We start from the raw sequence: 19,989 nt of genomic DNA on the forward strand, positions 1-19,989 counted from the left end.
GTCCTCAGATGTTGGACACCAACACCCCGCTCGTCGAAATGACTGATATTTCGATTGCCTTTGGCGGGATCAAGGCGGTCGATCACGCCTCGATCAGCCTGCACCGCGGCGAAGTCGTGGGACTGCTCGGCCATAATGGCGCGGGCAAGTCCACACTGATCAAGATTCTCTCCGGCGCCTATCGGCGGGATGCGGGCGAGATCCGGATCAATGGCGAGCTCGCGACGATAAACAATCCGCGCGACGCCAAGAGCTACGGCATCGAGACCATCTACCAGCAGCTTGCGGTGGCGGACAATGTCGATGCGGCAGCCAATCTCTTTCTCGGTCGCGAGATCACGACTGCGCTCGGGACCCTCGACGATGCTGCAATGGAGTCCCGGGCCCGCGAGGTCATGGGGCGCCTAAATCCGAACTTCCGGCGATTCAAGGAGCCGGTGAAGGCGCTCTCGGGGGGCCAGAGACAATCCGTCGCCATTGCCAGGGCCATCCTGTTCAATGCGCGCATCCTGATCATGGACGAGCCTACGGCCGCGCTCGGCCCGCAGGAGACAGCGCAGGTGGGGGAACTGATCAAGCAGCTCAAGGCTGACGGGATCGGCATATTCCTGATCAGCCACGACATTCATGACGTCTTCGACCTCGCCGACCGGGTGGTCGTGATGAAGAACGGACTCGTGGTCGGCTCGGCGCGGACAAGCGAGGTGACCAAGGACGAGGTGCTGGGCATGATCATCATGGGCAAGGTGCCGCCCACGGCCATGCCTGGGCCCGGCGCGATACTCTGACCGCTCATGCGGCACTACCGGCGGTTGCCCGATGGCGACCGCCGTGCCAAACCTTGCTCGACTATCGATCAAGGAGAATCTTGCCATGAAGACCCGCGCCGCCGTAGCGTTCCAAGCCGGAAAGCCGCTTGAAATCGTTGAGGTTGATCTCGAAGGTCCGAAGGCCGGCGAGGTCCTGATCGAGATCAAGGCGACGGGGATTTGCCACACAGACGACTTTACGCTCTCCGGGGCAGACCCTGAAGGCCTTTTTCCTGCCATCCTGGGCCACGAAGGCGCAGGCGTGGTGGTCGATGTGGGGCCGGGTGTAACCGGCCTCAAGAAGGGGGATCATGTGATCCCGCTCTACACCCCGGAATGTCGCGAGTGCTATTCGTGCCGGTCGGGCAAGACCAATCTTTGCACCGCCATCCGCTCCACGCAGGGGCAGGGCCTGATGCCGGATGGCACGTCCCGGTTTTCGTTCGAGGGCAAGCCCATCTTCCATTACATGGGATGCTCGACATTCTCTAACTACACCGTTCTTCCCGAAATCGCAGTCGCCAAGATCGACGCGTCGGCGGCCTTCGACAAGGTTTGCTATGTCGGGTGCGGCGTCACCACCGGTATCGGTGCCGTCATCAACACGGCCAAGGTCGAAATCGGCGCCACGGCAGTGGTATTCGGCCTCGGCGGCATTGGTCTCAACGTCATCCAGGGCCTGCGCCTGGCCGGCGCCGACATGATCATCGGCGTCGACATCAACAACGACAAGAAGGCGTGGGGCGAGCGCTTTGGGATGACGCATTTTGTCAATCCGAGGGAAATCGACGGGGACATCGTTCCGTATCTCGTCAATCTCACAAAGCGCCGGGGCGATCTGATCGGCGGCGCCGACTACACATTCGACTGCACGGGCAATACGACCGTGATGCGCCAGGCGCTTGAAGCCAGCCACCGCGGTTGGGGGAAATCGGTGGTGATCGGCGTGGCCGGCGCCGGGCAGGAAATCTCCACAAGGCCGTTCCAGCTTGTCACCGGGCGGACATGGATGGGCACAGCCTTTGGCGGGGCAAAGGGCCGGACCGACGTGCCCAAGATCGTTGACTGGTATCTCGACGGCAAGATCGAGATTGACCCGATGATTACGCACACCCTGCGTCTCGAGGACATCAACAAGGGTTTTGACATGATGCGTTCGGGCGAAAGCATCCGCAGCGTCGTCGTATTCTGAGGTTTCCCACACCCCGGAAGGGGCGCCCGGAAACCCCGGGCCAATCATTTTGCACACGCGCGTTCGTCGCGTGTGCATCTCCGTCTTGACTTCGGAGCAGAAACTCCCGAAAAGCCGCATAAGAGGCCACGTGGCGGAGTGGTTACGCAGCGGATTGCAAATCCGCTTTCACCGCTGATTTCATTACATTATTTTGCACACAGGGTCTGGATAGACCCACCAAAAACCACCTTCGCAGAGGCGGTTTGCACACAGATTTCAGCCTTCTTCGGCCAGCCTTTTCAACACCCTCTTGCTGGTCTTGACCATCCGAGCGCCGCGTGCATATCGGCGGCCCATGCTCTCGGTCAAATCCCCCAACATGTCTGCTATCTCTCTGTCGGTGAAACCGCGCTCTCGCAGGTCGCTGGCATAGGTCACTCGCAGCCCGTGGAGCGTCAGATCGGCGCTGTTCGGCAGCGCGGCCTTGAACGCTTCGGACGCTTTGAAGTCCTGCCACACCTTCCGCATGGCGTTCTCTGACGGGTATTGTCTGCCTCGTCTGTTACGGCATATCGGCGCAGAAGGAAGAACCCCGCCCGCTTTGGCACTATCGAGGGCGGCGCGGAGTTGTGCGCCGGCGCCAATCTCCAGATCCCCAATCTTCTCGCCGTTCTTGAGCGGGGTAAACTTCAGCGCCATGCCGAGCTGCTTGTGCTCCGCGTAGTGCCCCCATTTGAGGATGGCGATGTCCTGGCCACGGAGGCCAGCGTGCCGGGCAATGATGAGCGGGAGCCGGATGTGCTCAGGAGCGATGCCGAGTGCGGTCTCGTATTCTTGCTCTGTCCACGCGCGGTTGGCGTCGTCGCCGCTTTTGTAGAGACGCTTCACGCCTAGAGCGGGGTTGGACTTCATCTTGCGGCCATCGACAGCTGTCCGAAATACCGCCGAGAGGTAGGCGACGACATCGTTCGAGAACTTCATGTAACGATCGGCCGACGCTTTATCGCGCAGGTCCAGAACGTCCTCTGTGGCGATTTCTAAGTAAGGGAAGGCCATGGCATCGGATAAGAACGCCTTGACCTTCTTATAGTCCTCCTGCGTCCGCGCGCGCAGACCGGTCCACTCATCGCGGGTTTCATACCATTCGATCAAGGCGCCCAGCGTACCGTCTGCGTGCTTGATGCCAGCCTTGGCCGCCGCCTGCTCGCGGGAATAGGCGAGCAGGAACTTCGCCGTCCCCATCTCTTTGTCGAGGGCTTCACGCGTGCCAGAGAAACCGACAAGGAGAGCCTTGCCGGTTTTGCGATATGAGACGTACCATTTGCCAGCAGAATTGCTGCGAATGTTAAGCCCTTTTAGCTTCACCTTGGGCATCCATGAACGCCTTCAAACCGAACCGTTTGGGAGCTTCCTGCTCGAGCGAGAGAAGCCATTCGTCCAGGCGCTGGCGCAGATACCGCTTGCCAGAGCGTGACGCTGTAATCGCGATCGGCTTAACTGGGCATATTTCGGTGAACACGTCCACTGACAGCCCGCAATAGGCTGCCGCCATCTGCTGGTTCATTGCCGCCGGCCAGTGGGGTAGGGCGCTGTTCTTGAGCTTCATCCCTTCACCTCCACGTTGATGAAGTTGCATTCGGCAGGCGCGGTGCCGGCCCACCACCATTGCGGGTTGTCCTGGTGTTCCGGCATCGGCAGAGCGACAATAGCCCCGTGCACGACGCTCATTTCGTAGTGCAGGGCGTCGTCGATATAGGTGTCCCCTGGCTCGGGCTGGGTGTGGGCTGCGCACCACATGGTGCCGTCTTTACGGACGCGGATACTCATCCCTTCACCTCCAATAGCTGGCGGATGGCAGTGGCTAGTTCTGCCGAGTGATATGAGCAGGCCGGCATCTTCGGCTTGTAGAGCCGCCCGTCGATGAACTGTGACCCCACCTTCGCGGCCTCTTCTATCCCCTCTTTCCTTCCACGCTCGTATCCGCGCTGTTCCGCGGCAGCGATGCGCTTACTGGCGAGCGCCGCCCATCTGCGGAAATCTGCCATGGCCATAGGCGGGCCATTCTCTGGCCCGGCGGCAACCGTGTCCCAGAACACATCGCTGTCCTGCTCACCGCTCATTGTCGTTCTCCTTGGCTGGCGGGGCAGGGAGAGGCATCCAGTGGGTGGGGTTCGCAACCTCTTCGAACTCGCTCCCATGGCGGAACCACCAGTTCGGCCACGTATAAGTCTTTCCAGACCACTCGTCGTAGTCACTGTCCTCGCCACCCCAGACGACTACCTGAGGTCCATTGGCAACGCGGCTTGTGACCTCCGCCCAGCAGCCGTAGTCCGTCAGGTTGCCAGTGGCTTCGTCATGGTACGGATCGGCCTCGTGTACGCACCACGCAAAAATGGGCGTCCCATCCTTCGGCGCGGTCTCTATCGGCTGCCATTCCCTTTCCGCCCTTCCACGCTCGTAGGCAGAGAGAAGGGCTTGGGAGACTGATTGGGCAAGAACCTGCTCGGCATCAGCATCGACTGTGTCTCGGCCAAGCCAGTCTACGTAAGCGATGGCGAGATTGGTCGCCTCATCCTTCGCCCATTGGGGCTGGTCATTTGACATTGGAGGGCTCATTGGGAGTTCTCCAGTGCTGCGCGGCCGGCGGGGGTGATGGAAAGCGCGTCCTCCCGATACATCCAGTCGACTAAGCCTTCGTCCCGAAGCCCCTTGCACATATCGACGAGAGTTCGTTCGGGTTGCATGCCGAGCTTGTCGGACAGGTCGTAGATATCGAGAGCCCTGTCCACCAAGGCATCAAGAACACGCTGCTTCGTTAGCTTCACCTTGTCAGCCATTGTAATCCTCCGTTGCCGGGGTCCAGTACAGTCGTTCCTCCTCAAAGGCATCGATTGGGTCCTTCTCCAGGCCGGCAAACGACAGAAGTCCCTCCGCGTGGTCACGGGCCTGTTCCGGCGTCCAGTTGAACGGCGCGACGACAAGAACGTCGACAATTTCGCCAACCCATTCGCGTTCGAGCATCTCGATATTCTCAGCCATTGTGATCCTACAGGGCTTGGCGGGCGGCGCGACGGGCCGCTCCGGCGATCCGGATTAGGTGAATGACATTAGGATCCAGCGAGTCGACTGGGTCATCGAAGTCCGCGATCGCGTCTATCGCCTCTCTCTGCCTCTTGTTCTCTTCCTCAAGGGAGGAGATGCGGGCCAATAGGGAGTTGTTTGCGCTCGCTAGTTTTGCTGTTGAAGATGCAGATGCATACGTTCGAGCCTCATCCCGCTCTTTTGTCAGCCCTGCTATGACGGAGGAGGCTTGGGGGAGGGACGCTACAAGGTCTAAACCCGGGTGGGTGATGGCCGACTTGATGATGTCGAGAAGCTGGGCGGCGATCTCCTTTTCGAGATCAACGCTATCGTCGAACGTCCATTCCTCGCGCAGGAAGTCGCTCAGTGCCAGCGCGGATGTGATCTCGTTCGCCCAGATGCCGATCTGCTGTTTGTGGCAGATTTTCTCCATCACCACTTCCAGCCCATCGACAGGTGGGAGGGCGCGACGGTTCCATGCGGACACATTCTCTTCGACGGAGTGCTTCACGCCTCCGGCCGATGCACCGCAGGTTTCACAAGCTGGCCCCGCTGTTTCGGTCGAGGCCCAACCAATTGGGTCGACGTTAAACGATCCGCAAAACGGGCACGGCAGGAGCCCTTCACTGTTGAGGGTCATGGGCGTTCTCCCTTGAGTGCAGCGGTGAGCGCTAGACGCATCGAATGTTTGATGCCGCGCGAGTATTCTCCATCGCCATAATCATCTAGATTTTGGCCATGCTGGTGCGCGTGGAACTTCTTCGCTGCCCGCTCGACTTGCTCCTCCGTCACCTCGCTTGACGCAGCGGGGGCTTCAAGCAAAGGGGCGACAATATTCAGCTTGATTGCTTCTCGCGTCACCTGATCGTCAATCAACGTCCGGTTCTGGCTGGCGGTCGCGGCGTTGTCGATTAGCAGCTCTACGTCCACCGTCTTCACACTGGAACGGAGGGAGAGCAGTTCGATCCGCTGTTTCAACACCTCATCGCCAGAGAGCGGCGGCTTGGCAAGAAAGGCCTTTAGCTCAGAAAGCGGCAGCTTGAGAATATCGCGCACGGTGGCGTACTCTTCGATGCAGCGTACAGCGAAACGCAGCATTGAGAGCGCATCGATGCGATGGCCGTCGAACTGCAAGGCCAGGTTCCGCCAAGCGGCTTCCTCGCTCACCCTCTCACTCGATACGTTTCGTGTCATGGCGTGGGTTCCTAGCTGTCGAAGCCAAAGACGAAGCGCTCGGCACCTGCGTCTTTGAGTTTCTTAAGGTCTTCGAAGAACGCATCGCCAAGGAACTCGCGATACGACATGGCCTTGCCGTTGCCGGGAGCAGCTGTAAGCGCGCCGCTCATGAACCCGCCACTTGGGTCCATACCCGTGTACCGCCGGTCCTCGGTCATCTGGTCGTAGTCGAAGTCCAGTAGCTCTTGGACTGACAACCAAGACCGAGAGTGGTCGCCGTAAGCGAACTCGTCATCAAGCGCAGCGTCCGGAGGCAGGCCACGCGGGTCTGAGATTGGAGTGACGGCCGAGTAGTTTCTGACGTTGGCGAGGAACCCGAACACTCTATAGGAGCGCCAATCGAACGGGTGCAGGTCAGGTATCGCCTGCCACGAACCGCCGACCTTCTTTTCTGCTGTCGAGTGGATGTCACAACCCATTTGTGGGCTCCTGGGATTGAAGAGAGAGGAGGAGGGCGAGGAGAATGGCGTTCTGGATGGTCGAGGCCGAACCGAAAGCGGTTCGCGATGCGTTCGCCGCAAGGCTGCTTCCGGGGTAAATCCGGCAGGAGGCTTTGCCACCCCCGGCGGGCGTCGTCGTTTCCACTCCCCACCCCGGCTGCACCCTCTCCAACAGAGCAAGGGCAGCATCGACGGACGCGGTGAACTGCGGGGCATCTATCAGCCGCCCGGATGCATCCCGGGTCTCGTCAATGACGTACGGGTCCCAAAGGCCAAGCGCTGAACTGACAGTCGTTGCCTTCCGCGTCGCACCTTCAGTGGTTGCAAGCCATATCAATACGTCCACCTCCCGATCCGCCCCCTTCAGCCCCCTTACCCTTTCAACCAGAGCAGCGATTTCTTCCTTGGAGGGGTTCATGCTGCACCGCCTTCGGCTTTGGCTGAATCCATCTGCGCCTGCATCGACCAGCGATCCTCGCCAAGCTCCTGCATGACCGCTATGGCGGCATCGACCTCGGGGCACTCATAACCACCCCAGAAGTCGAGCATGGCGGCGAGAGCGTCCTTGAGCTTCGGGGCGGCGGCGATCAAGTTCGCCGTCGCGTCGGCCTCAGCAAGCCACGCATCGCGGGTCTCGCCGTCACACGGCACTGTGGCCCAAGCAGGGACATCAAGGGTCGCGACAACGACTGACTCTGGTCCGCCGTCTTGGTCCCGCTTCCAATCGGTGGAAGCATAGGCCGGTGCCCAGATGATCCAGCTATCGCAACTGCCGCGCTTCCAAGGCCCCGGCGTGTATCCCCCCGTATGCCCATTCTCGGACGCGCTCATGCTGCTATCGGTGGTCATGCGTTCTTCCTTTCGGATTTGCCCGGGAAGGGGCGTGACTGGATCTTGCGGTTCGGATTGTTCGGCACCTTGGTCCGCTGATCGCGGGGTTTGCGGGCCGGGACAGGGCGCTGGTGCGACGGCGTGTCTTGGTCCAGCGGCACCGTGACGATGCCAGCGACAATCAGCCGGACGTAGCTCTCCACCACGGCGCCCAGGATGCATTCCAGCAGCATGTCAGTGCTGATCAACTGCTTGGTGCCGTGGATGCGGTCGTAATATTCGTGGCAGCTCGAGCAGCCGGCGAAGCCCGCAATGTCGTGCGCCTTCACGCCCATGCCCTTGCCGAAGCGTGCGCCATTGAGATGGCACCAGACAGTCGTGGCAGGGTCGTGGTTGCAGATGCCGGGGAACCTGGCGCTGCACGGCGCGCCCTTGGCGCTGTCGATGACCTTCTGGGATGCTATCCTCATTGGGCATCTTCCCAGCCCTGCGCGGTAAGCACGTAGCGGGGCGGGGCGCCGTCATTGGGCTCCACGGTCAGGCGCTTGGCCTTTACGAGCTCGTGCAGCGCGCGGACAGCAGTTGGGTCGAGGTCAGCAGCCGGGCAATACGCCCCTTCGGCATCCGCAATGAGCCTGAGCATTGTCCGTTGGACAGGGGAGAGCTTGCGCATCATTTCCTCCCCGCGCGCTCGGCAGCCCGGCGCTCTTCGTTGCGATCCTGCCGCTCAATGGCACATTCCTGGCCCATGACCTTCGACCAGTCAGGGCGGCCTTCTGTCGCGTCGTAGTGCCAAGGCTTGGTGGTCATTGTGCATCCTCATAAGCGGAGGGAGGCGGGGCAGGGCGCGGATCGCCCTTGGGCTTGGGCTCGGACCAGACGACGCCGTGCTGGTCGCCGAAGGCCCGGATGATGGTCAGCAGATCGCGCATTTCCTCGTGCTCCAGATCCGACGAAGAAGTGCCGCTGATGTTCACGAATCCGGTGTGATCGGTGTTCGGAACCAGCTTCAGTTGGTCGCGGTTCTCGCGCCGCAGAGCGTCGAGCATCACCAGCTTCCACTCCTCGACATCGAGCAGCCGGCGTCCGCCGTCGACGTGCCAGAGGAGCTGGGCAGAGATGTCGCCCAGCATTGACCACATGGCTGCGTTCTGATCGTTGGAGCGCTTCGGCCCTTTGATCTCGACGCGGCTACCTGGCTTTTTGGCGAACGCCTCCCGCACCAGTTGGATGGTGCGGCCCACGAGGCGTTGGTTGGCGAGGGTGACGATCTGACGGGCCATGACGAGCTCCTAGAACGGGATCGAGTCTGGAGCTTCGTTGGGATCAAATCCGCCACCGGACTGGGATGGGCTTCCGCCACTGCTTTGCCGGCCGTAGTCGTCCGGGCTGTTCGCTGGTGGTGGCCGGTTGCCGCCGCCCTGGGTGCCTTCGAGCAGCACGAGTTCGGCGCCGAAGCCGTTCAGGACAATCTCGGTGCTGTAACGGTCGCTGCCATCCTGCGCCTGCCATTTGCGGGTCTGGAGCTTGCCCGACAGGTAAACGTTGTGGCCCTTCTTGAGATACTTCTCAGCGATGCCTGCGAGGCCGTCGCCATCGCGGCCGCCCCAGACCGTGACGCGGTGCCACTCGGTCTTTTCTTTCTTCTCGCCGCTGTTGCGGTCGGTCCACTTTTCGGACGTGGCGACCGAAATCGTAACGACTTTGGTGCCGTTGTCCGTGGTGCGGACTTCAGGGTCTTGCCCGAGCCGTCCGATGATGATGGCCTTGTTGATGCTGCTCATTGCGGGCTACTCCTGACCCAAATCGCCGGGGAAACCGTCATCGTTTTGCTGACCAACGTGCTCATGCAGTTCGGCGGCCTTGTCGGCCTTCTCGTCTTCAAGAGTCTTGCGCCAGTCAGCCGGGAAGCTCGCCATGGCCTTCACTGTGGCCGGATGCGCCCAGAGCTCGTTGAATGCCGCGATATCGGCGCAGGTTCGGTTCGCCTGGGAGATGCGCGACCACAGCTCACGGCTATCAGCCTTGGACTTTTCTGCCAGCGGCTGCTCCTGCGCCGATGGGGCGCTTTCCCCGTTCGACGCCTGAGCCATCTCATCGGAGGTGTAGAGGCCGGAGAGCTCCTGCGGGAATGCCTTGCGCAGGGCTAGCGCTTCGCCGCACTTGGCGATCATGACATCGCCCATCGTGCCCCACATGCGTGTCAGGCTGCCGTCCTTGGTGCGGCCGGCATAGGCATCGAACCGGGCAACGCCCCAGCACGGCTCGTTGAAATCCGAGCGGAGAACACCGACGCGGGCGGCGACGGGCGGTTCGGGGGAAAGCCAGACGTCTTTCCAGACGCCATCGGCCCCACACCAGAATGGCCCGACCTGGCCGGCGTACTTTCCGCTGCGCTCTGCGATGAGGCGGAAGCCATCGATGCTCGTCTGCACCGCCATGACTTCACGGCGCTGCTGGCTGTCCCAGCGCTTCACCGCATAGATTTGGCGGGCGAACGGGTCGAGGCCCGTACGCTTGCACTGGTGCAGAAATAGCTGCAGTTCGTCGTCGGTCGATCCCTTGGCGATGGTGCGCTTGATCAGGTCAACCTGGTCATCGTTGAAGACGGTGGTCGGCGCCGATACGGCGCGGTGCTCGTCGATCTTGGCGACAGCGTTCATGGCTAGAATGCCTTCTGTTCGGCGTGGACAGTGAAGCCGGGGATCTCGCGCTTGCCGGCGCGGACGTCCTTGGCCGCGAGTTCGTTGACGAGAGCGATGAAGTCATCGCGGCGCGTCGCCCAGTAGTGAGCGATTGCGGCCTTAGGGTCGGTCAGTTCGGGCCGGTAGCTGGTGCGCAGGCCTAACCCGCTCGTGGCTGCCTTCTCCGTCTGCTTGGCCACGCGCTCTGCCTGCTTGGCGGCTGCGGCCTGCTGATCGGCTTGCTCAGCGTCAGTGATCGAGCCGGACGCTGCCGCGGCGCGGGTTGCGGCGACTTCGGCCTGTCGCTCGGCTTCCGCCGCTTCGGCGGCTTTGCGGGCTTCCTCCGCCTTGCGGTTGGCTTCAGCGATATTCCACGGCGTCAGTGCCTTCTTCGCGCAGTCGACAATGCGCTGAGCAGCGTCAATCAGCGGCTTCCACTGAGCATCGACTGCCTTGCCGGCATCGAGATGCGGCTTCTTCTCCGCGGTACGGGCGTCGTCGGCGGCTTTCTGAGCCTTGCGAGCCATATCGAGCAGCATGTTCAGCCCTTCGGCTTCCTCAGCGCTCTCTACGGCCTGCCCATCCAGCCATGCTTCTGCCTCGGCGCGTAGGTCGTCGATATTGACCTTGTGAGCTTCGAGCGCCGGGGGATTGTTGGCGCCCATGGCGATGCGATCGTTTTCGGTTACGGACAGAGCGGCACTCATTCGGCGGCAACCTTCATGTCATGGCCCTCGACGGCGCACATGGCGTCGTTATCGTCGACAGGGGCAGGGATGGGAGCAGTGGCGGCGTCTTCGAGCGTGAAGCCCAGACCCGACGCGAAAGCGATAAGGGCGGTCAGCAGCGCCATTTCTGCGCCAACATGGGAGAAGGTCGCTGCGCGGCTTTCATCGGCCTGTACGGCCGCCCAGCGCAGGTCATGCATTTTGCCTTGCATCATGCTCCAGGCAGGATCGGCATAGACTGTGACCATCTTGCCGATATCGGTGGCCATGGCCTTAAAGCCATCGATCATCTGCTGGCGCAGAGCATCCTGATCTGCGGGCCGGGCAAGCCGAATGGCGATGGTGTCGAGCTTCTCGGTGTGGCGAACGATCAGTGCCGTATCGAGGGGCATCAGGAAGCCCTCCTCAGCGGATCGCGGCAAACATGGGCGGTGACGTCGTTCAGGTTGGGGACCCACTGGTCACCCGTTTGGCAGTGAAGCCAGACGCCTGCCTCAAAATGGTAGGCGTCCATATCTGCGCCCTTCCAAGCCGTAACGGGTGGGCGGGGCTGCTTTGGGCCTTGAGTGCAGAAGGCCGCGATATCTGCGTCGGTGATTGGTGGGAGATCAGGCAATCGTGCCTTGATCGAGAGCGGCATCTCGACATCGCCGAAGATGACCGTACGAGGATTGCCCTCGTAGTCTTTCCAGGTCGTCACGCTGACCTCCATCTGGTGGGCCCGGAAGATCTGCGAGTTTCGCGTCTTCGTTCCGGTCGATGGAGTAACCTTAGTAGGGAAGTATCCCGAAAGTCAACATGAAAACGGGAAGTATCCCTAATTTGGCTTGACGAGCACCTTTCACGCGCGTACACACGCGGTTATGGAGTAAGATGTCGTGGTCGGGGCGATGGCAGTGACAAGCACTGAACTATCGGTTCTATCTACGGGAACATGAGGGAGCCGCGCCTAGCGGCGCTCCCTCGATCTCAAGGTTCTATAACCCTGAACTCTCCGCTTCCTGAGATATCTGTGCAGGGCAGTACGCGCGAGGCAGTTCCCTGCTTCAATGCCTATTCAAGATCAGGCAAATCGCCTTCTTGAAACAGCACGACAGGCTCGCCGAACTCACCATTTTGCAGGTCAGCAGAGCGCCACCAGGCGATGGCGCCGGCGTATTTCCCCGAGCCCCACAGAAGGCGTGCTTGCTGCTTTGCAGCGGATTCGGATTGTGCCTCTCGGGCCTCGAATGCCGGCTGCAGCTCGCCCTCTTCATCTCGGACGAACGCGACATAGACGATGAGTTTTGTAGGCGTGTCGCTCAAAGCTTGATCTCCGAAGCGTCCACCCGCAGTCGCTTCGCGCGCCAAGGCGGCACCAGGCTATCCACATGCGCTGCCCAGATTACGCGCCGATCCTTGAGCATAGGGCCGTTGATGCTTTCGAGATCGAACAGGCCGGGCTTGGAGCCCCTCAGTAACCGCTTCAAGAGTACTTCACCGTCATCAGTGCCCACGACCACAATTGTCCCGAGCATGTCGTCGGTCGGGGCCATGTGTACCTCGGTGTAGAAAATCAGGCAGCCATCAGCGATGAAGCCCTGCGAATAGCCCTCGATTTCGATAGCCACGGAATCTTCCGTCGCTCCCTCCGGTATTTCCACTTCTCCGATCCCCCCATCGGCATCTACAAATTCAATTCGCCCCTCAGTCGATGCGCCGGCCCGGCCCACGATCTTCGTGGTCGGCCTGCGACGCTGCGCATTCGGGGAGGGGTCGTCGGTGCGGCCGAGCAGATAATCCGCAGTGGTCGCTAGACCTTTGGCGAGCAGCAGTAGGTTGTCGCCGATGGGGGTCGTCTGGCGGCGCATGATGTCGCGAATGAAGCTGTCACTCTTGCCAAGCTCAACGGACAAGGGTGCGGCCTTTTTCCCGACCGCTTCCAGGCGTTCCTCAACTCGTTGCTGAAACAGGCTTTTTTGTTGGTCTTCCATGGCGTGGATCATCCCTATCGGGAAACTTCTCGTCTATCGGGAAGTATCCCTTGACAAATAGGGAAACTTCCCGAATATTGGACTTATGAGCGACCCAATCGACATCACCGAAACCGAAATCCGAGCACACGTTCTGGAGCGCGCTAAGCGCTTCGCAGCCGCGACTGGACGAAGCTTGTCCTCCATATCCGAGGAAGCCGTTCGGGACAGCAAGTTTCTGGCGAATGTTGAGCGGGGTTCGAATTTTACAGTGCGAACTTACCAGCGGGTCTTGGACTGGCTTGTGGAGCACGAAAAGTCGCTCCCGCCACCAGAACCACCAGGTCAGCCAGAGGCCGTTATGGCCGTGGCGAGCTAACTACCACTGAATTCAACATCACCGCTTCTCCCTGCGCCTTGAGCGCCGACGGTGAAGCTATGCCCGGAGACTGATCCCAAATGTGGGAAACTTTGGCTCAAAAACGAACCGAACGGCCCCGGCTGGAAATGCAGCCGATGATCCGCCGCATTGCCTTCGCGTCAGTGCCCCATCTTCCTCGTGGCCTGCAGTTCGCCTGGCTGGCTGAGCGCATCACCCGCGAGACTGGTGAGCCGGTTTCTGCCGGCACGGTCAAACGCTGGTGGAACGCTGACGAGTACGACAACGGCAGCGTCGACAGCCGCCACATGGATTGGGCGCGGGCACGCGACCGCAGCATGGCTGCCAACGACAACCGCGCAGGGGGCTGGTCCCCATGTAGCGCCGATGCCGTGATCTGGCAGGTGGCGGCATGAGCGACATCCCCGCCGCCATCCGCACTCTCCGCCCATCCACAACCACAGGAGCCTAGATCTATGCGGCCAGTATCGCAGACCGGATTGCATCGCATTCCGCATAACCCACACCAGCGGGTCGCCGGTGAAGGCGGCGCAAAGCGCTCCGGCACAAAGCTCGAGGCCTATAACGACAGCCTTGAGGGCCGCTCCCTCCACCCCACTAAGGGCTACCGGAACGTATCGATCCGGCGCAGCCGCGCCGCCCTCCTCATGGCGGACATCAAGATGGGCACCCGCATCGGCCTTCGCGGCATGGGCCGATTTGTCCGGGAGGGGTTCTGACATGGACCAGCGACCACCATCCACCGAACGCGCAACACCCGTCGATGACGCGACCGTTCTCGACATGACCCGCGTGCTTGGCAATGCGCCACCAGCCGAACGAGAGCCGGCCAGCGCCGTTCCTGCCCCATCGGCACCGCTCACCCGCACCGAGCGCTTCTTGGCCTCCACGCGGGCACAGAAGGACGAGGCCGAGGCGACACTTCTCGGCATCGAAGCCAAGATCATCACGGTGCAGGAAACGTCCGAAGCCGCCAAGCGCCAGCACCGCCTGGAATACGAGCAGGCCATCGCCGATGCCAAGGCCACCATGCAGCGCGCTCTCGACCGTCTTGGCGACGACAAGGATGAAGCCATGGTCCAGCTCGAGGCTGACAAGGCCGACTATCTCGGCATTGTCTACGGGCTCACCGCCGCCATCGAGGCCATTGCCAAGGGCGGTGCGAAATGACCCAGCCCAAGAACACCGCTGACTTCAAGCGCCATCCTATCGAACTCGCCCATGACCTCCCGGACAATGTTTGGGACGACGACGCTCCAACCGGCGGTGTGCTGGTCTGGCTGTTCGGCACTCTAGCTGTGCTGGCCGTTGGCATCTTCATTGCCCTGACCGTTGCAGTCTTCTCGGCGCGGGGGTGGTTGGCATGAGCAAGAAACCACAATCCAACAGCTACGAAGACAGCGATTTCGAGCTCGTCATCTCCGAAATCGAAGAGATGGACGAAGAGATCGAAACCATCTCTGCCACTGCCCGCGGCAAGATCAGCGGCGTCAAAACCCGCCAGAAGAACCGCATCACTATCGCGAAGCAGGAACTCGGCATTCCTACAGATATCCTCAAGGCCGTATTGAAGCAGCGCAAGCTCGAGCGCCAACTGGCGAAGATCAGCGCGAGCGTGCCTGACGATATGGTCGAGCTCTATGCCGATGCCGCCGGCCAGTTTTCGTTCCTGAAACCGGACGAGGATCACCCGCAGGACAATGTCGCCCAGATCGCAGCGCGTAAGCGCCAGGCCGAGATCGACGAAGTCACCGAGCAAGAGCAGGCCGAAGGCGCGGAAGCGCTGGACGAGCTTGCTGGCGGGCAGGTGCACTAGCCATGTCACTAATCCTCGCTCTCGACCTCAGCAAGTCCAGCACCGGTTTTGCGTATGGACGTCCAGACGACGCGCCGCGCTCTGGCTCGGTGCGGTTCGGCACGCCGCATCACACAGAAGCTGATGTCGGGGCGAAGGCCCTTGTGTGGCTCACTAAGGAGATGCCGGTCATCGTGGGCGGCATCCCCGATGTGGTCGCCATAGAGGCGGCTTGGGAAGGCAATGGCGGCAATTCTGCGCACACCTCAGCGCTGCTGCTCGGCCTCCAGTTCATGGTGCAGGGCGTTGCGCTGCTCAAGACGGGCCGCCAGCCGCGTCTGATCAAGGTTGCCTCTGCCCGCAAGATCTTCACTGGGAAGGGCATGTACGGAAAAGGCGAGGCAAAGCCTGCTGTCCAGGCCCGTTGCCTCGAACTCGGATGGCTCGGCCACGACACCATGCAGCCTGACCGCGCGGACGCTTTGTGCATCTGGGCGGCGGTCGCCTCCGAGCAAAACCCCGATCTCAAACATCCATCATCCCGTAAGGGGAGGGCATAGCCTTGAACGCTCAACTCCCGCCGTCCTTTTGGCAGTTTGAACAAGCATCGCCTGACAGCGACGAACTGATCATCGACAGCTTTGCTGGCGGCGGCGGAGCGTCCACAGGCATCGAGATGGCTCTCGGCCGCTCGCCCGACTACGCCATCAACCATGATCCCGAGGCCCTGGCACTTCACCGCGCCAATCATCCCGACACGGTCCACCTGTCCAAGAACATCTACAAGGTCGACCCGATGGACGTGGTTGGCCGGCGCAAGGTTGGGCTTCTCTGGGCATCTCCGGACTGCAAGCACTTCTCCAAGGCCAAGGGCGGCAAGCCGGTAAAGCGCGAGATCCGCGATCTGGCTTGGACGGTTGTGCTGTGGGCAGAACGCGTCCGTCCCCGCGTCATCATCCTGGAGAACGTCGAGGAGTTCCAGACCTGGGGGCCGCTGATTGAAACCGAGAAGGGCATATTCCCGTGCCCAGACCGCAAAGGCGAGACGTTCAAGGAGTGGATCGGCGCTCTCAAGAAGCACGGCTACAAGGTTGAATGGAAAGAACTTCGCGCCTGTGACTTCGGTGCACCGACCACCCGCAAGCGGCTGTTCCTGATCGCACGTTGCGACGGCAAGCCTATCGTCTGGCCAGAGCCAACTCATGGTGCAGGTCGGCTTCCCTATCACACCGCTGCCAGCCATGTGATCGACTGGTCGATCCCGTGCCCGTCTATCTTCGACACCAGCGAAGAGATCATGGCGAAGTTCGGCGTCCGCGCCATTCGCCCACTGGCCGAGAACACATTGGCCCGCATCGCGAAGGGCGTGAAGCGGTACGTGCTAGACGCGGCGAAGCCCTTCGTCATTAAGTTCCAGACCGGCGCGGTTGGGTCGGACATTGATCAGCCACTGCCTACGGTCACCGCCAACAGCTTCATTAAGCGCCCAGGTGGCGCGGCACCGCTCGGCATCGTCACACCACACCTTATGACGATGCGCAACGCCGGCAAGCCTCACAACGAGGCTGACAAGCCGACCCATACAGTGACTGCCGGCGGAGCGGGTTTGTCGTTAATGGCGCCTGTTCTCAGCGCTGCGCAGCAAGGCGGTTCCAATCGGGCCGCCGACGAGCCGGTGCATACCATCACGGCGTCGCCCAAGGACCAGAACCAGATCCTCGCCGCCACGATGGTGCAGACCGGCTATGGCGAACGCGAAGGCCAAGAGCCGCGCGTCCTCGATGTCGAAGCGCCGTTAGGCACAGTCGTTGCAGGTGGCGTAAAACATGCTGCCGTTGCGGCATTCCTTGCTCAGCACAACAACGATCGGAAACCATCAGGCGGCGTCTACCCGAAACCAGGCCGACCAGCGACTGAGCCGCTTTCCACACTGACTGTCACCGGCTCGCAGCAAGCAGTTGTCTCGGCTGGCCTGATGAACATGAAGGGCGAATGCCGCTCGTCCTTGCCAATCGAAGGGCAGACGCCAACCCAGACTGCAGGCGGTGAGCACATTGCAGAGGTCCGCGCCTTCCTGATGAAATACTATGGCGTCGACCAGGATCCTCGCTTGGAAGAGCCGCTGTCGACCGTCACCACGAAGGACCGCTTCGGCATCGTGACCGTCGAAGGCGTCGACTACGAGATCGTCGATATCGGCATGCGGATGCTCACCCCGCGCGAGCTGTTCAAGGCCCAAGGCTTCCCGGCCGACTACGAGATCGAGACAGGCGTATTCGACGGCGGCGAGCGCCGGCCACTGACCCGCACCGCCCAGGTCCGCATGTGCGGAAATAGCGTGTGCCCACCCATTGCCGCAGCTCTGGTCAGTGCGAATTGCGCAGACCTTGCGGCTGTTGCTCGGGAGGCTGCGGAATGATCTCCCCAATCCTCTCGGCCCACGCCGCCGACACCATCATTCTCGACTTTGACATTTTCCTTGCCAGTCAGGCTAAGGAGCACCGCGTCTCGCAGGCCGCCATCATCTCGGCCCTGCGCCCACGCATGACCCCATCGCAGCCGGAAGTCTCATCCCATGCACCGGCTGCCGATACGCCCGTTACCCAAGCGGCGGGCGAAACGACGGATGGAGGATCAAACCCGTCCTCCCTCGCTGGCGATCTTCCATCCGTCGCCCCCTCACCAGAACCACAGCCCGTTCCCCCGCCTGTGCAGGCGGACGCGGCTCCTCACCGCGACGCAACATCGCCAGCGGAGAGCGATACCGCCGAAATCTCCGCACCCCTTCCAAAGAGCAGGACGCCTGGCGGCACAGCTTCGGATCGATTCCGCGCCCTTGTCGCGGATCGCGAGCCGATGACGGTCAAAGAGGTCGCCCAAGCGTTGGGCTACAAAGCGGTCAGTGCCGTGCGGCGCATCGGCGAGCAGATCGGGTATGAGTTTCGCAAGGTGCGACGCGACGAGTTCTCGGCCGCAATCAAGGCGGGGCAAAACACTTCGTTTCCAACGCAGACCGACCTCGTCCGCCAATGCCACGCGCAGAACCCAACTTGGCCCGCGTCCAAAATCGCAGAAGCCACAGGCGTTCCCAAGGCCAATATTCGCGGCCTTGCTCGTTGGGCGAAGCTTAGCGTGCCCAGTGAGGCGGACTATCTGCGCTCCACCGGTGAATTGCCGCTGCAACCCGAGCCCACGCCTGTGCCAATTACGGTGTCGCAGCTGGCGCCGGTTATCGTCGATGCCCCGGTTGAACCACAGCGTCTCTCGCCATCCACCCGATTTTACCTGCGGGACAGCCTGGGCCGCTACGTACACCAGTCGCTTGAATGCTCCCCCGCCGACAACGGCCCGCTGATGACCAGCAACCGCAAGTGGGCGTGGTTTGACACTGAGCAGCGCTTCAAGGGCGCGGCGAAGAAATGGCCGGAGATCGAGGCTTTCCGCAAAGAGGTGCCCCAGAAATGACGATCGGTGCATCCCAGTACGAGCGCATTCAAGGCGAGAAGTATTTTACACCGGCCTGGCCAACGCAGGCTCTGCTGTCGGTGGAGAGTTTCGGCAAGGTGTGGGACCCCGCAGGCGGGGACGGCGGCATTGTCCGAGCCCTGCCAACCACCGTGCGCACCCTGGCAACGGACATCGCTCCTGATGCCGCCAACGTCATCCGGCAAGACTTCTTTTACTGCACAGATGGCGATGGCTGGGACATCGTCACCAATCCGCCATACGGCAAGCAGTCGCGCCTGGCAGTGCGGTTCATCGAGCACGCGCTTGAACTGACGCGGCCCTATGGCGGCAAGGTGGCGATGCTTCTGAAGGTCGGATTCGACAGCGCCGATGGCCGACGGCACCTATTCGCTGATCATCCTGCATTCGCGGTCGAGTACCGGCTTACCAAGCGCATCCGTTGGACGAATTTCGACCAGAAAGACAACGGCCCCACCGAGAACCATTTCTGGGCGGTGTGGGATTGGCGCAAGCGCCCGGGCCCAGCGGTCAAGGCCTACCTTCCATTAGCAGGAGCGAACGATGCTTGAACGCCCAGCACTATACCCATGGAACGACGCCGCAGTGGCTATGCTCAAGAGGCTCTGGATTGACGGTCTGTCCTGCTCTCAGATCGCAACGGAGCTTGGGCCTGGCTTCACTAAGAACGCTGTCATTGGCAAGGGTCACCGGCTCAAACTGCCGACCAAGCCAAACCCTCAGAGCAGAGGCCAGAAGAGCGCCATGGGCCGGGCGGCGGCGAAGTCGATCAAGGCCAATCGCCCGAAGAACGGTAAGGGCCAGCCCAAGCCACAGGCCATTGCTGCACGCATCGCTGGTCCAAAATTTGAAACCGCGCCGTTACCGGAAGAGGAGATGGGCAACGACGTCACCCACCTCATCGGCATCATGGACCTGAAGGCCCATGACTGCCGCTGGATTTCTGGCGATCCGCTGAACGTCCACGGCTATTGCGGTAAGCGGGCAAAGGAGGATTCGTCCTACTGCGACGAGCACCATGCCCGCGTTTATATGGGGCACGCACGATGACCCCGCGCCAAGCCAAGCTCGTCACTGCCGCAGAAGCATGTGGCAACGCCGCCAGGACCATCGAGATGGATTTCCCGCGGTCGGAATTGGACGATCCCATGACCTCGCCGATGCGCCGGGAGTTGATCGCCAGCCGGCAACGCGACGTGGCCGCCTTGAAGCTGGCTGAAGCGTCGATGATGAAGCTCGCGGACGATCCTGATGCCTACGCGCTTCTGATGGATTTGCGCGATAAGCAGCCCACAGCATTCACGGCCATCATGGTGCTGGTAAAGATCGAGCTCGATCGGCCAGCGGCAGAGCAAGAGGTGGCGGCATGAAGT

36 protein-coding genes are annotated in these 19,989 nt (G+C 61.4%); 13 read left to right on the plus strand and 23 right to left on the minus strand.

Annotation, left to right across the window (positions count from 1 at the left end):
• Window positions 1-8 precede the first annotated feature (8 nt).
• Together N0P34_RS09135 and N0P34_RS09140 are read left to right on the plus strand one after the other, a co-directional pair.
• Window positions 9-788, plus strand: coding sequence for an ATP-binding cassette domain-containing protein (locus tag N0P34_RS09135; RefSeq protein ID WP_275606708.1), 780 nt, complete (start codon window positions 9-11; stop codon window positions 786-788).
• Between the two features lie 85 nt (window positions 789-873).
• The gene (locus N0P34_RS09140; protein ID WP_275606709.1) at window positions 874-2,001 is read left to right on the plus strand and encodes an S-(hydroxymethyl)glutathione dehydrogenase/class III alcohol dehydrogenase; all 1,128 of its coding nucleotides are present in this window, start codon (window positions 874-876) and stop codon (window positions 1,999-2,001) included.
• 258 nt (window positions 2,002-2,259) lie between these two features.
• On the opposite strand, the gene N0P34_RS09145 is transcribed toward N0P34_RS09140, so the two are convergent.
• The 23 genes from N0P34_RS09145 to N0P34_RS09255 all read right to left on the minus strand — a co-directional run bounded on the left by N0P34_RS09145 (window position 2,260) and on the right by N0P34_RS09255 (window position 12,956).
• A complete protein-coding gene (locus N0P34_RS09145) occupies window positions 2,260-3,357 on the minus strand; it encodes a hypothetical protein (RefSeq protein WP_275606710.1) in 1,098 nt (365 codons plus the stop codon).
• Entirely contained in the window at window positions 3,329-3,589 is a 261-nt protein-coding gene (locus tag N0P34_RS09150; RefSeq protein WP_275606711.1) for a hypothetical protein, read from the minus strand. Before N0P34_RS09150 ends, N0P34_RS09145 begins: the two co-directional genes overlap by 29 nt.
• A complete protein-coding gene (locus N0P34_RS09155; protein WP_275606712.1) occupies window positions 3,586-3,810 on the minus strand; it encodes a hypothetical protein in 225 nt (74 codons plus the stop codon). Before N0P34_RS09155 ends, N0P34_RS09150 begins: the two co-directional genes overlap by 4 nt.
• A complete protein-coding gene (locus tag N0P34_RS09160) occupies window positions 3,807-4,103 on the minus strand; it encodes a hypothetical protein (RefSeq protein ID WP_275606713.1) in 297 nt (98 codons plus the stop codon). Before N0P34_RS09160 ends, N0P34_RS09155 begins: the two co-directional genes overlap by 4 nt.
• The gene (locus N0P34_RS09165) at window positions 4,093-4,587 is read right to left on the minus strand and encodes a hypothetical protein (protein WP_275606714.1); all 495 of its coding nucleotides are present in this window, start codon (window positions 4,585-4,587) and stop codon (window positions 4,093-4,095) included. The genes N0P34_RS09160 and N0P34_RS09165 overlap by 11 nt, the downstream gene beginning before the upstream one ends.
• An 8-nt stretch (window positions 4,588-4,595) precedes the next feature.
• Window positions 4,596-4,820, minus strand: coding sequence for a hypothetical protein (locus tag N0P34_RS09170; protein ID WP_275606715.1), 225 nt, complete (start codon window positions 4,818-4,820; stop codon window positions 4,596-4,598).
• Complete coding sequence (locus N0P34_RS09175) at window positions 4,813-5,022, minus strand: hypothetical protein (RefSeq protein WP_275606716.1); 210 nt, start codon at window positions 5,020-5,022, stop codon at window positions 4,813-4,815. The genes N0P34_RS09170 and N0P34_RS09175 overlap by 8 nt, the downstream gene beginning before the upstream one ends.
• A 7-nt stretch (window positions 5,023-5,029) precedes the next feature.
• A complete protein-coding gene (locus N0P34_RS09180; RefSeq protein ID WP_275606717.1) occupies window positions 5,030-5,704 on the minus strand; it encodes a hypothetical protein in 675 nt (224 codons plus the stop codon).
• Window positions 5,701-6,258 (minus strand): hypothetical protein, encoded by a 558-nt coding sequence (locus N0P34_RS09185; RefSeq protein ID WP_275606718.1) that lies wholly within the window; start codon window positions 6,256-6,258, stop codon window positions 5,701-5,703. Before N0P34_RS09185 ends, N0P34_RS09180 begins: the two co-directional genes overlap by 4 nt.
• Before the next feature lie 11 nt (window positions 6,259-6,269).
• Window positions 6,270-6,719 carry a hypothetical protein gene (locus N0P34_RS09190; RefSeq protein ID WP_275606719.1) on the minus strand — a complete coding sequence of 150 codons (450 nt, stop codon included), beginning with the start codon at window positions 6,717-6,719 and terminating at the stop codon, window positions 6,270-6,272.
• Complete coding sequence (locus tag N0P34_RS09195; RefSeq protein ID WP_275606720.1) at window positions 6,709-7,158, minus strand: hypothetical protein; 450 nt, start codon at window positions 7,156-7,158, stop codon at window positions 6,709-6,711. Before N0P34_RS09195 ends, N0P34_RS09190 begins: the two co-directional genes overlap by 11 nt.
• The gene (locus N0P34_RS09200) at window positions 7,155-7,589 is read right to left on the minus strand and encodes a hypothetical protein (protein WP_275606721.1); all 435 of its coding nucleotides are present in this window, start codon (window positions 7,587-7,589) and stop codon (window positions 7,155-7,157) included. Before N0P34_RS09200 ends, N0P34_RS09195 begins: the two co-directional genes overlap by 4 nt.
• The gene (locus tag N0P34_RS09205) at window positions 7,586-8,041 is read right to left on the minus strand and encodes a nuclease domain-containing protein (protein WP_275606722.1); all 456 of its coding nucleotides are present in this window, start codon (window positions 8,039-8,041) and stop codon (window positions 7,586-7,588) included. The genes N0P34_RS09200 and N0P34_RS09205 overlap by 4 nt, the downstream gene beginning before the upstream one ends.
• Complete coding sequence (locus N0P34_RS09210; protein WP_275606723.1) at window positions 8,038-8,214, minus strand: hypothetical protein; 177 nt, start codon at window positions 8,212-8,214, stop codon at window positions 8,038-8,040. The genes N0P34_RS09205 and N0P34_RS09210 overlap by 4 nt, the downstream gene beginning before the upstream one ends.
• Window positions 8,215-8,243: 29 nt before the next feature.
• A complete protein-coding gene (locus tag N0P34_RS09215; RefSeq protein ID WP_275606724.1) occupies window positions 8,244-8,381 on the minus strand; it encodes a hypothetical protein in 138 nt (45 codons plus the stop codon).
• Window positions 8,378-8,854 carry a recombination protein NinB gene (locus tag N0P34_RS09220; protein ID WP_275606725.1) on the minus strand — a complete coding sequence of 159 codons (477 nt, stop codon included), beginning with the start codon at window positions 8,852-8,854 and terminating at the stop codon, window positions 8,378-8,380. Before N0P34_RS09220 ends, N0P34_RS09215 begins: the two co-directional genes overlap by 4 nt.
• Before the next feature lie 9 nt (window positions 8,855-8,863).
• Window positions 8,864-9,355, minus strand: a complete 492-nt coding sequence (gene ssb, locus N0P34_RS09225) for a single-stranded DNA-binding protein (RefSeq protein ID WP_275606726.1) — start codon at window positions 9,353-9,355, stop codon at window positions 8,864-8,866.
• Between the two features lie 6 nt (window positions 9,356-9,361).
• The gene (gene bet / locus N0P34_RS09230; RefSeq protein ID WP_275606727.1) at window positions 9,362-10,234 is read right to left on the minus strand and encodes a phage recombination protein Bet; all 873 of its coding nucleotides are present in this window, start codon (window positions 10,232-10,234) and stop codon (window positions 9,362-9,364) included.
• Between the two features lie 2 nt (window positions 10,235-10,236).
• Entirely contained in the window at window positions 10,237-10,962 is a 726-nt protein-coding gene (locus tag N0P34_RS09235; RefSeq protein WP_275606728.1) for a hypothetical protein, read from the minus strand.
• Complete coding sequence (locus N0P34_RS09240) at window positions 10,959-11,375, minus strand: hypothetical protein (RefSeq protein WP_275606729.1); 417 nt, start codon at window positions 11,373-11,375, stop codon at window positions 10,959-10,961. Before N0P34_RS09240 ends, N0P34_RS09235 begins: the two co-directional genes overlap by 4 nt.
• Window positions 11,375-11,683, minus strand: a complete 309-nt coding sequence (locus tag N0P34_RS09245; protein ID WP_275606730.1) for a hypothetical protein — start codon at window positions 11,681-11,683, stop codon at window positions 11,375-11,377. Before N0P34_RS09245 ends, N0P34_RS09240 begins: the two co-directional genes overlap by 1 nt.
• A 353-nt stretch (window positions 11,684-12,036) precedes the next feature.
• Entirely contained in the window at window positions 12,037-12,288 is a 252-nt protein-coding gene (locus N0P34_RS09250; RefSeq protein ID WP_275606731.1) for a hypothetical protein, read from the minus strand.
• Complete coding sequence (locus tag N0P34_RS09255; RefSeq protein WP_275606732.1) at window positions 12,285-12,956, minus strand: hypothetical protein; 672 nt, start codon at window positions 12,954-12,956, stop codon at window positions 12,285-12,287. Before N0P34_RS09255 ends, N0P34_RS09250 begins: the two co-directional genes overlap by 4 nt.
• A gap of 438 nt (window positions 12,957-13,394) precedes the next feature.
• Between N0P34_RS09255 and N0P34_RS09260 the strand changes: the two genes are divergently transcribed.
• From N0P34_RS09260 to N0P34_RS09310, 11 genes are read left to right on the plus strand one after another with little or no spacing between them, the layout of a single operon-like run.
• The gene (locus tag N0P34_RS09260; RefSeq protein ID WP_275606733.1) at window positions 13,395-13,730 is read left to right on the plus strand and encodes a hypothetical protein; all 336 of its coding nucleotides are present in this window, start codon (window positions 13,395-13,397) and stop codon (window positions 13,728-13,730) included.
• 60 nt (window positions 13,731-13,790) lie between these two features.
• Window positions 13,791-14,054, plus strand: a complete 264-nt coding sequence (locus N0P34_RS09265) for a hypothetical protein (RefSeq protein WP_275606734.1) — start codon at window positions 13,791-13,793, stop codon at window positions 14,052-14,054.
• A 1-nt stretch (window position 14,055) separates the two neighbouring features.
• Window positions 14,056-14,505 carry a hypothetical protein gene (locus N0P34_RS09270; RefSeq protein ID WP_275606735.1) on the plus strand — a complete coding sequence of 150 codons (450 nt, stop codon included), beginning with the start codon at window positions 14,056-14,058 and terminating at the stop codon, window positions 14,503-14,505.
• Window positions 14,502-14,702: a hypothetical protein gene (locus N0P34_RS09275; RefSeq protein WP_275606736.1), complete on the plus strand. Its 201-nt coding sequence runs from the start codon at window positions 14,502-14,504 to the stop codon at window positions 14,700-14,702. The genes N0P34_RS09270 and N0P34_RS09275 overlap by 4 nt, the downstream gene beginning before the upstream one ends.
• The gene (locus N0P34_RS09280) at window positions 14,699-15,151 is read left to right on the plus strand and encodes a hypothetical protein (RefSeq protein ID WP_275606737.1); all 453 of its coding nucleotides are present in this window, start codon (window positions 14,699-14,701) and stop codon (window positions 15,149-15,151) included. The genes N0P34_RS09275 and N0P34_RS09280 overlap by 4 nt, the downstream gene beginning before the upstream one ends.
• A gap of 2 nt (window positions 15,152-15,153) precedes the next feature.
• Window positions 15,154-15,690 carry a hypothetical protein gene (locus tag N0P34_RS09285; protein WP_275606738.1) on the plus strand — a complete coding sequence of 179 codons (537 nt, stop codon included), beginning with the start codon at window positions 15,154-15,156 and terminating at the stop codon, window positions 15,688-15,690.
• Window positions 15,691-15,692: 2 nt separating this feature from the next.
• The gene (locus N0P34_RS09290) at window positions 15,693-17,549 is read left to right on the plus strand and encodes a DNA cytosine methyltransferase (protein ID WP_275606739.1); all 1,857 of its coding nucleotides are present in this window, start codon (window positions 15,693-15,695) and stop codon (window positions 17,547-17,549) included.
• Complete coding sequence (locus N0P34_RS09295) at window positions 17,546-18,595, plus strand: hypothetical protein (protein ID WP_275606740.1); 1,050 nt, start codon at window positions 17,546-17,548, stop codon at window positions 18,593-18,595. The genes N0P34_RS09290 and N0P34_RS09295 overlap by 4 nt, the downstream gene beginning before the upstream one ends.
• Window positions 18,592-19,167: a hypothetical protein gene (locus tag N0P34_RS09300; RefSeq protein WP_275606741.1), complete on the plus strand. Its 576-nt coding sequence runs from the start codon at window positions 18,592-18,594 to the stop codon at window positions 19,165-19,167. The genes N0P34_RS09295 and N0P34_RS09300 overlap by 4 nt, the downstream gene beginning before the upstream one ends.
• Window positions 19,160-19,666, plus strand: a complete 507-nt coding sequence (locus N0P34_RS09305; RefSeq protein ID WP_275606742.1) for a GcrA family cell cycle regulator — start codon at window positions 19,160-19,162, stop codon at window positions 19,664-19,666. Before N0P34_RS09300 ends, N0P34_RS09305 begins: the two co-directional genes overlap by 8 nt.
• The gene (locus N0P34_RS09310) at window positions 19,663-19,986 is read left to right on the plus strand and encodes a hypothetical protein (RefSeq protein ID WP_275606743.1); all 324 of its coding nucleotides are present in this window, start codon (window positions 19,663-19,665) and stop codon (window positions 19,984-19,986) included. Before N0P34_RS09305 ends, N0P34_RS09310 begins: the two co-directional genes overlap by 4 nt.
• Window positions 19,987-19,989: the final 3 nt, after the last annotated feature.

The organism is Devosia sp. FJ2-5-3, from assembly GCF_029201545.1.
Taxonomy (GTDB): Bacteria; Pseudomonadota; Alphaproteobacteria; order Rhizobiales; family Devosiaceae; genus Devosia.

Excerpts from the sequence above, each read along its gene's own strand:
- N0P34_RS09135 (WP_275606708.1), top strand. The coding sequence starts at position 9 with ATGTTGGACACCAACACCCCGCTCGTCGAAATGACTGATATTTCGATT.
- N0P34_RS09140 (WP_275606709.1), top strand. The coding sequence starts at position 874 with ATGAAGACCCGCGCCGCCGTAGCGTTCCAAGCCGGAAAGCCGCTTGAA.
- N0P34_RS09145 (WP_275606710.1), bottom strand. The coding sequence starts at position 3,357 with ATGCCCAAGGTGAAGCTAAAAGGGCTTAACATTCGCAGCAATTCTGCT.
- N0P34_RS09150 (WP_275606711.1), bottom strand. The coding sequence starts at position 3,589 with ATGAAGCTCAAGAACAGCGCCCTACCCCACTGGCCGGCGGCAATGAAC.
- N0P34_RS09155 (WP_275606712.1), bottom strand. The coding sequence starts at position 3,810 with ATGAGTATCCGCGTCCGTAAAGACGGCACCATGTGGTGCGCAGCCCAC.
- N0P34_RS09160 (WP_275606713.1), bottom strand. The coding sequence starts at position 4,103 with ATGAGCGGTGAGCAGGACAGCGATGTGTTCTGGGACACGGTTGCCGCC.
- N0P34_RS09165 (WP_275606714.1), bottom strand. The coding sequence starts at position 4,587 with ATGTCAAATGACCAGCCCCAATGGGCGAAGGATGAGGCGACCAATCTC.
- N0P34_RS09170 (WP_275606715.1), bottom strand. The coding sequence starts at position 4,820 with ATGGCTGACAAGGTGAAGCTAACGAAGCAGCGTGTTCTTGATGCCTTG.
- N0P34_RS09175 (WP_275606716.1), bottom strand. The coding sequence starts at position 5,022 with ATGGCTGAGAATATCGAGATGCTCGAACGCGAATGGGTTGGCGAAATT.
- N0P34_RS09180 (WP_275606717.1), bottom strand. The coding sequence starts at position 5,704 with ATGACCCTCAACAGTGAAGGGCTCCTGCCGTGCCCGTTTTGCGGATCG.
- N0P34_RS09185 (WP_275606718.1), bottom strand. The coding sequence starts at position 6,258 with ATGACACGAAACGTATCGAGTGAGAGGGTGAGCGAGGAAGCCGCTTGG.
- N0P34_RS09190 (WP_275606719.1), bottom strand. The coding sequence starts at position 6,719 with ATGGGTTGTGACATCCACTCGACAGCAGAAAAGAAGGTCGGCGGTTCG.
- N0P34_RS09195 (WP_275606720.1), bottom strand. The coding sequence starts at position 7,158 with ATGAACCCCTCCAAGGAAGAAATCGCTGCTCTGGTTGAAAGGGTAAGG.
- N0P34_RS09200 (WP_275606721.1), bottom strand. The coding sequence starts at position 7,589 with ATGACCACCGATAGCAGCATGAGCGCGTCCGAGAATGGGCATACGGGG.
- N0P34_RS09205 (WP_275606722.1), bottom strand. The coding sequence starts at position 8,041 with ATGAGGATAGCATCCCAGAAGGTCATCGACAGCGCCAAGGGCGCGCCG.
- N0P34_RS09210 (WP_275606723.1), bottom strand. The coding sequence starts at position 8,214 with ATGCTCAGGCTCATTGCGGATGCCGAAGGGGCGTATTGCCCGGCTGCT.
- N0P34_RS09215 (WP_275606724.1), bottom strand. The coding sequence starts at position 8,381 with ATGACCACCAAGCCTTGGCACTACGACGCGACAGAAGGCCGCCCTGAC.
- N0P34_RS09220 (WP_275606725.1), bottom strand. The coding sequence starts at position 8,854 with ATGGCCCGTCAGATCGTCACCCTCGCCAACCAACGCCTCGTGGGCCGC.
- ssb (WP_275606726.1), bottom strand. The coding sequence starts at position 9,355 with ATGAGCAGCATCAACAAGGCCATCATCATCGGACGGCTCGGGCAAGAC.
- bet (WP_275606727.1), bottom strand. The coding sequence starts at position 10,234 with ATGAACGCTGTCGCCAAGATCGACGAGCACCGCGCCGTATCGGCGCCG.
- N0P34_RS09235 (WP_275606728.1), bottom strand. The coding sequence starts at position 10,962 with ATGAGTGCCGCTCTGTCCGTAACCGAAAACGATCGCATCGCCATGGGC.
- N0P34_RS09240 (WP_275606729.1), bottom strand. The coding sequence starts at position 11,375 with ATGCCCCTCGATACGGCACTGATCGTTCGCCACACCGAGAAGCTCGAC.
- N0P34_RS09255 (WP_275606732.1), bottom strand. The coding sequence starts at position 12,956 with ATGGAAGACCAACAAAAAAGCCTGTTTCAGCAACGAGTTGAGGAACGC.
- N0P34_RS09260 (WP_275606733.1), top strand. The coding sequence starts at position 13,395 with ATGTGGGAAACTTTGGCTCAAAAACGAACCGAACGGCCCCGGCTGGAA.
- N0P34_RS09265 (WP_275606734.1), top strand. The coding sequence starts at position 13,791 with ATGCGGCCAGTATCGCAGACCGGATTGCATCGCATTCCGCATAACCCA.
- N0P34_RS09270 (WP_275606735.1), top strand. The coding sequence starts at position 14,056 with ATGGACCAGCGACCACCATCCACCGAACGCGCAACACCCGTCGATGAC.
- N0P34_RS09275 (WP_275606736.1), top strand. The coding sequence starts at position 14,502 with ATGACCCAGCCCAAGAACACCGCTGACTTCAAGCGCCATCCTATCGAA.
- N0P34_RS09280 (WP_275606737.1), top strand. The coding sequence starts at position 14,699 with ATGAGCAAGAAACCACAATCCAACAGCTACGAAGACAGCGATTTCGAG.
- N0P34_RS09285 (WP_275606738.1), top strand. The coding sequence starts at position 15,154 with ATGTCACTAATCCTCGCTCTCGACCTCAGCAAGTCCAGCACCGGTTTT.
- N0P34_RS09295 (WP_275606740.1), top strand. The coding sequence starts at position 17,546 with ATGATCTCCCCAATCCTCTCGGCCCACGCCGCCGACACCATCATTCTC.
- N0P34_RS09300 (WP_275606741.1), top strand. The coding sequence starts at position 18,592 with ATGACGATCGGTGCATCCCAGTACGAGCGCATTCAAGGCGAGAAGTAT.
- N0P34_RS09305 (WP_275606742.1), top strand. The coding sequence starts at position 19,160 with ATGCTTGAACGCCCAGCACTATACCCATGGAACGACGCCGCAGTGGCT.
- N0P34_RS09310 (WP_275606743.1), top strand. The coding sequence starts at position 19,663 with ATGACCCCGCGCCAAGCCAAGCTCGTCACTGCCGCAGAAGCATGTGGC.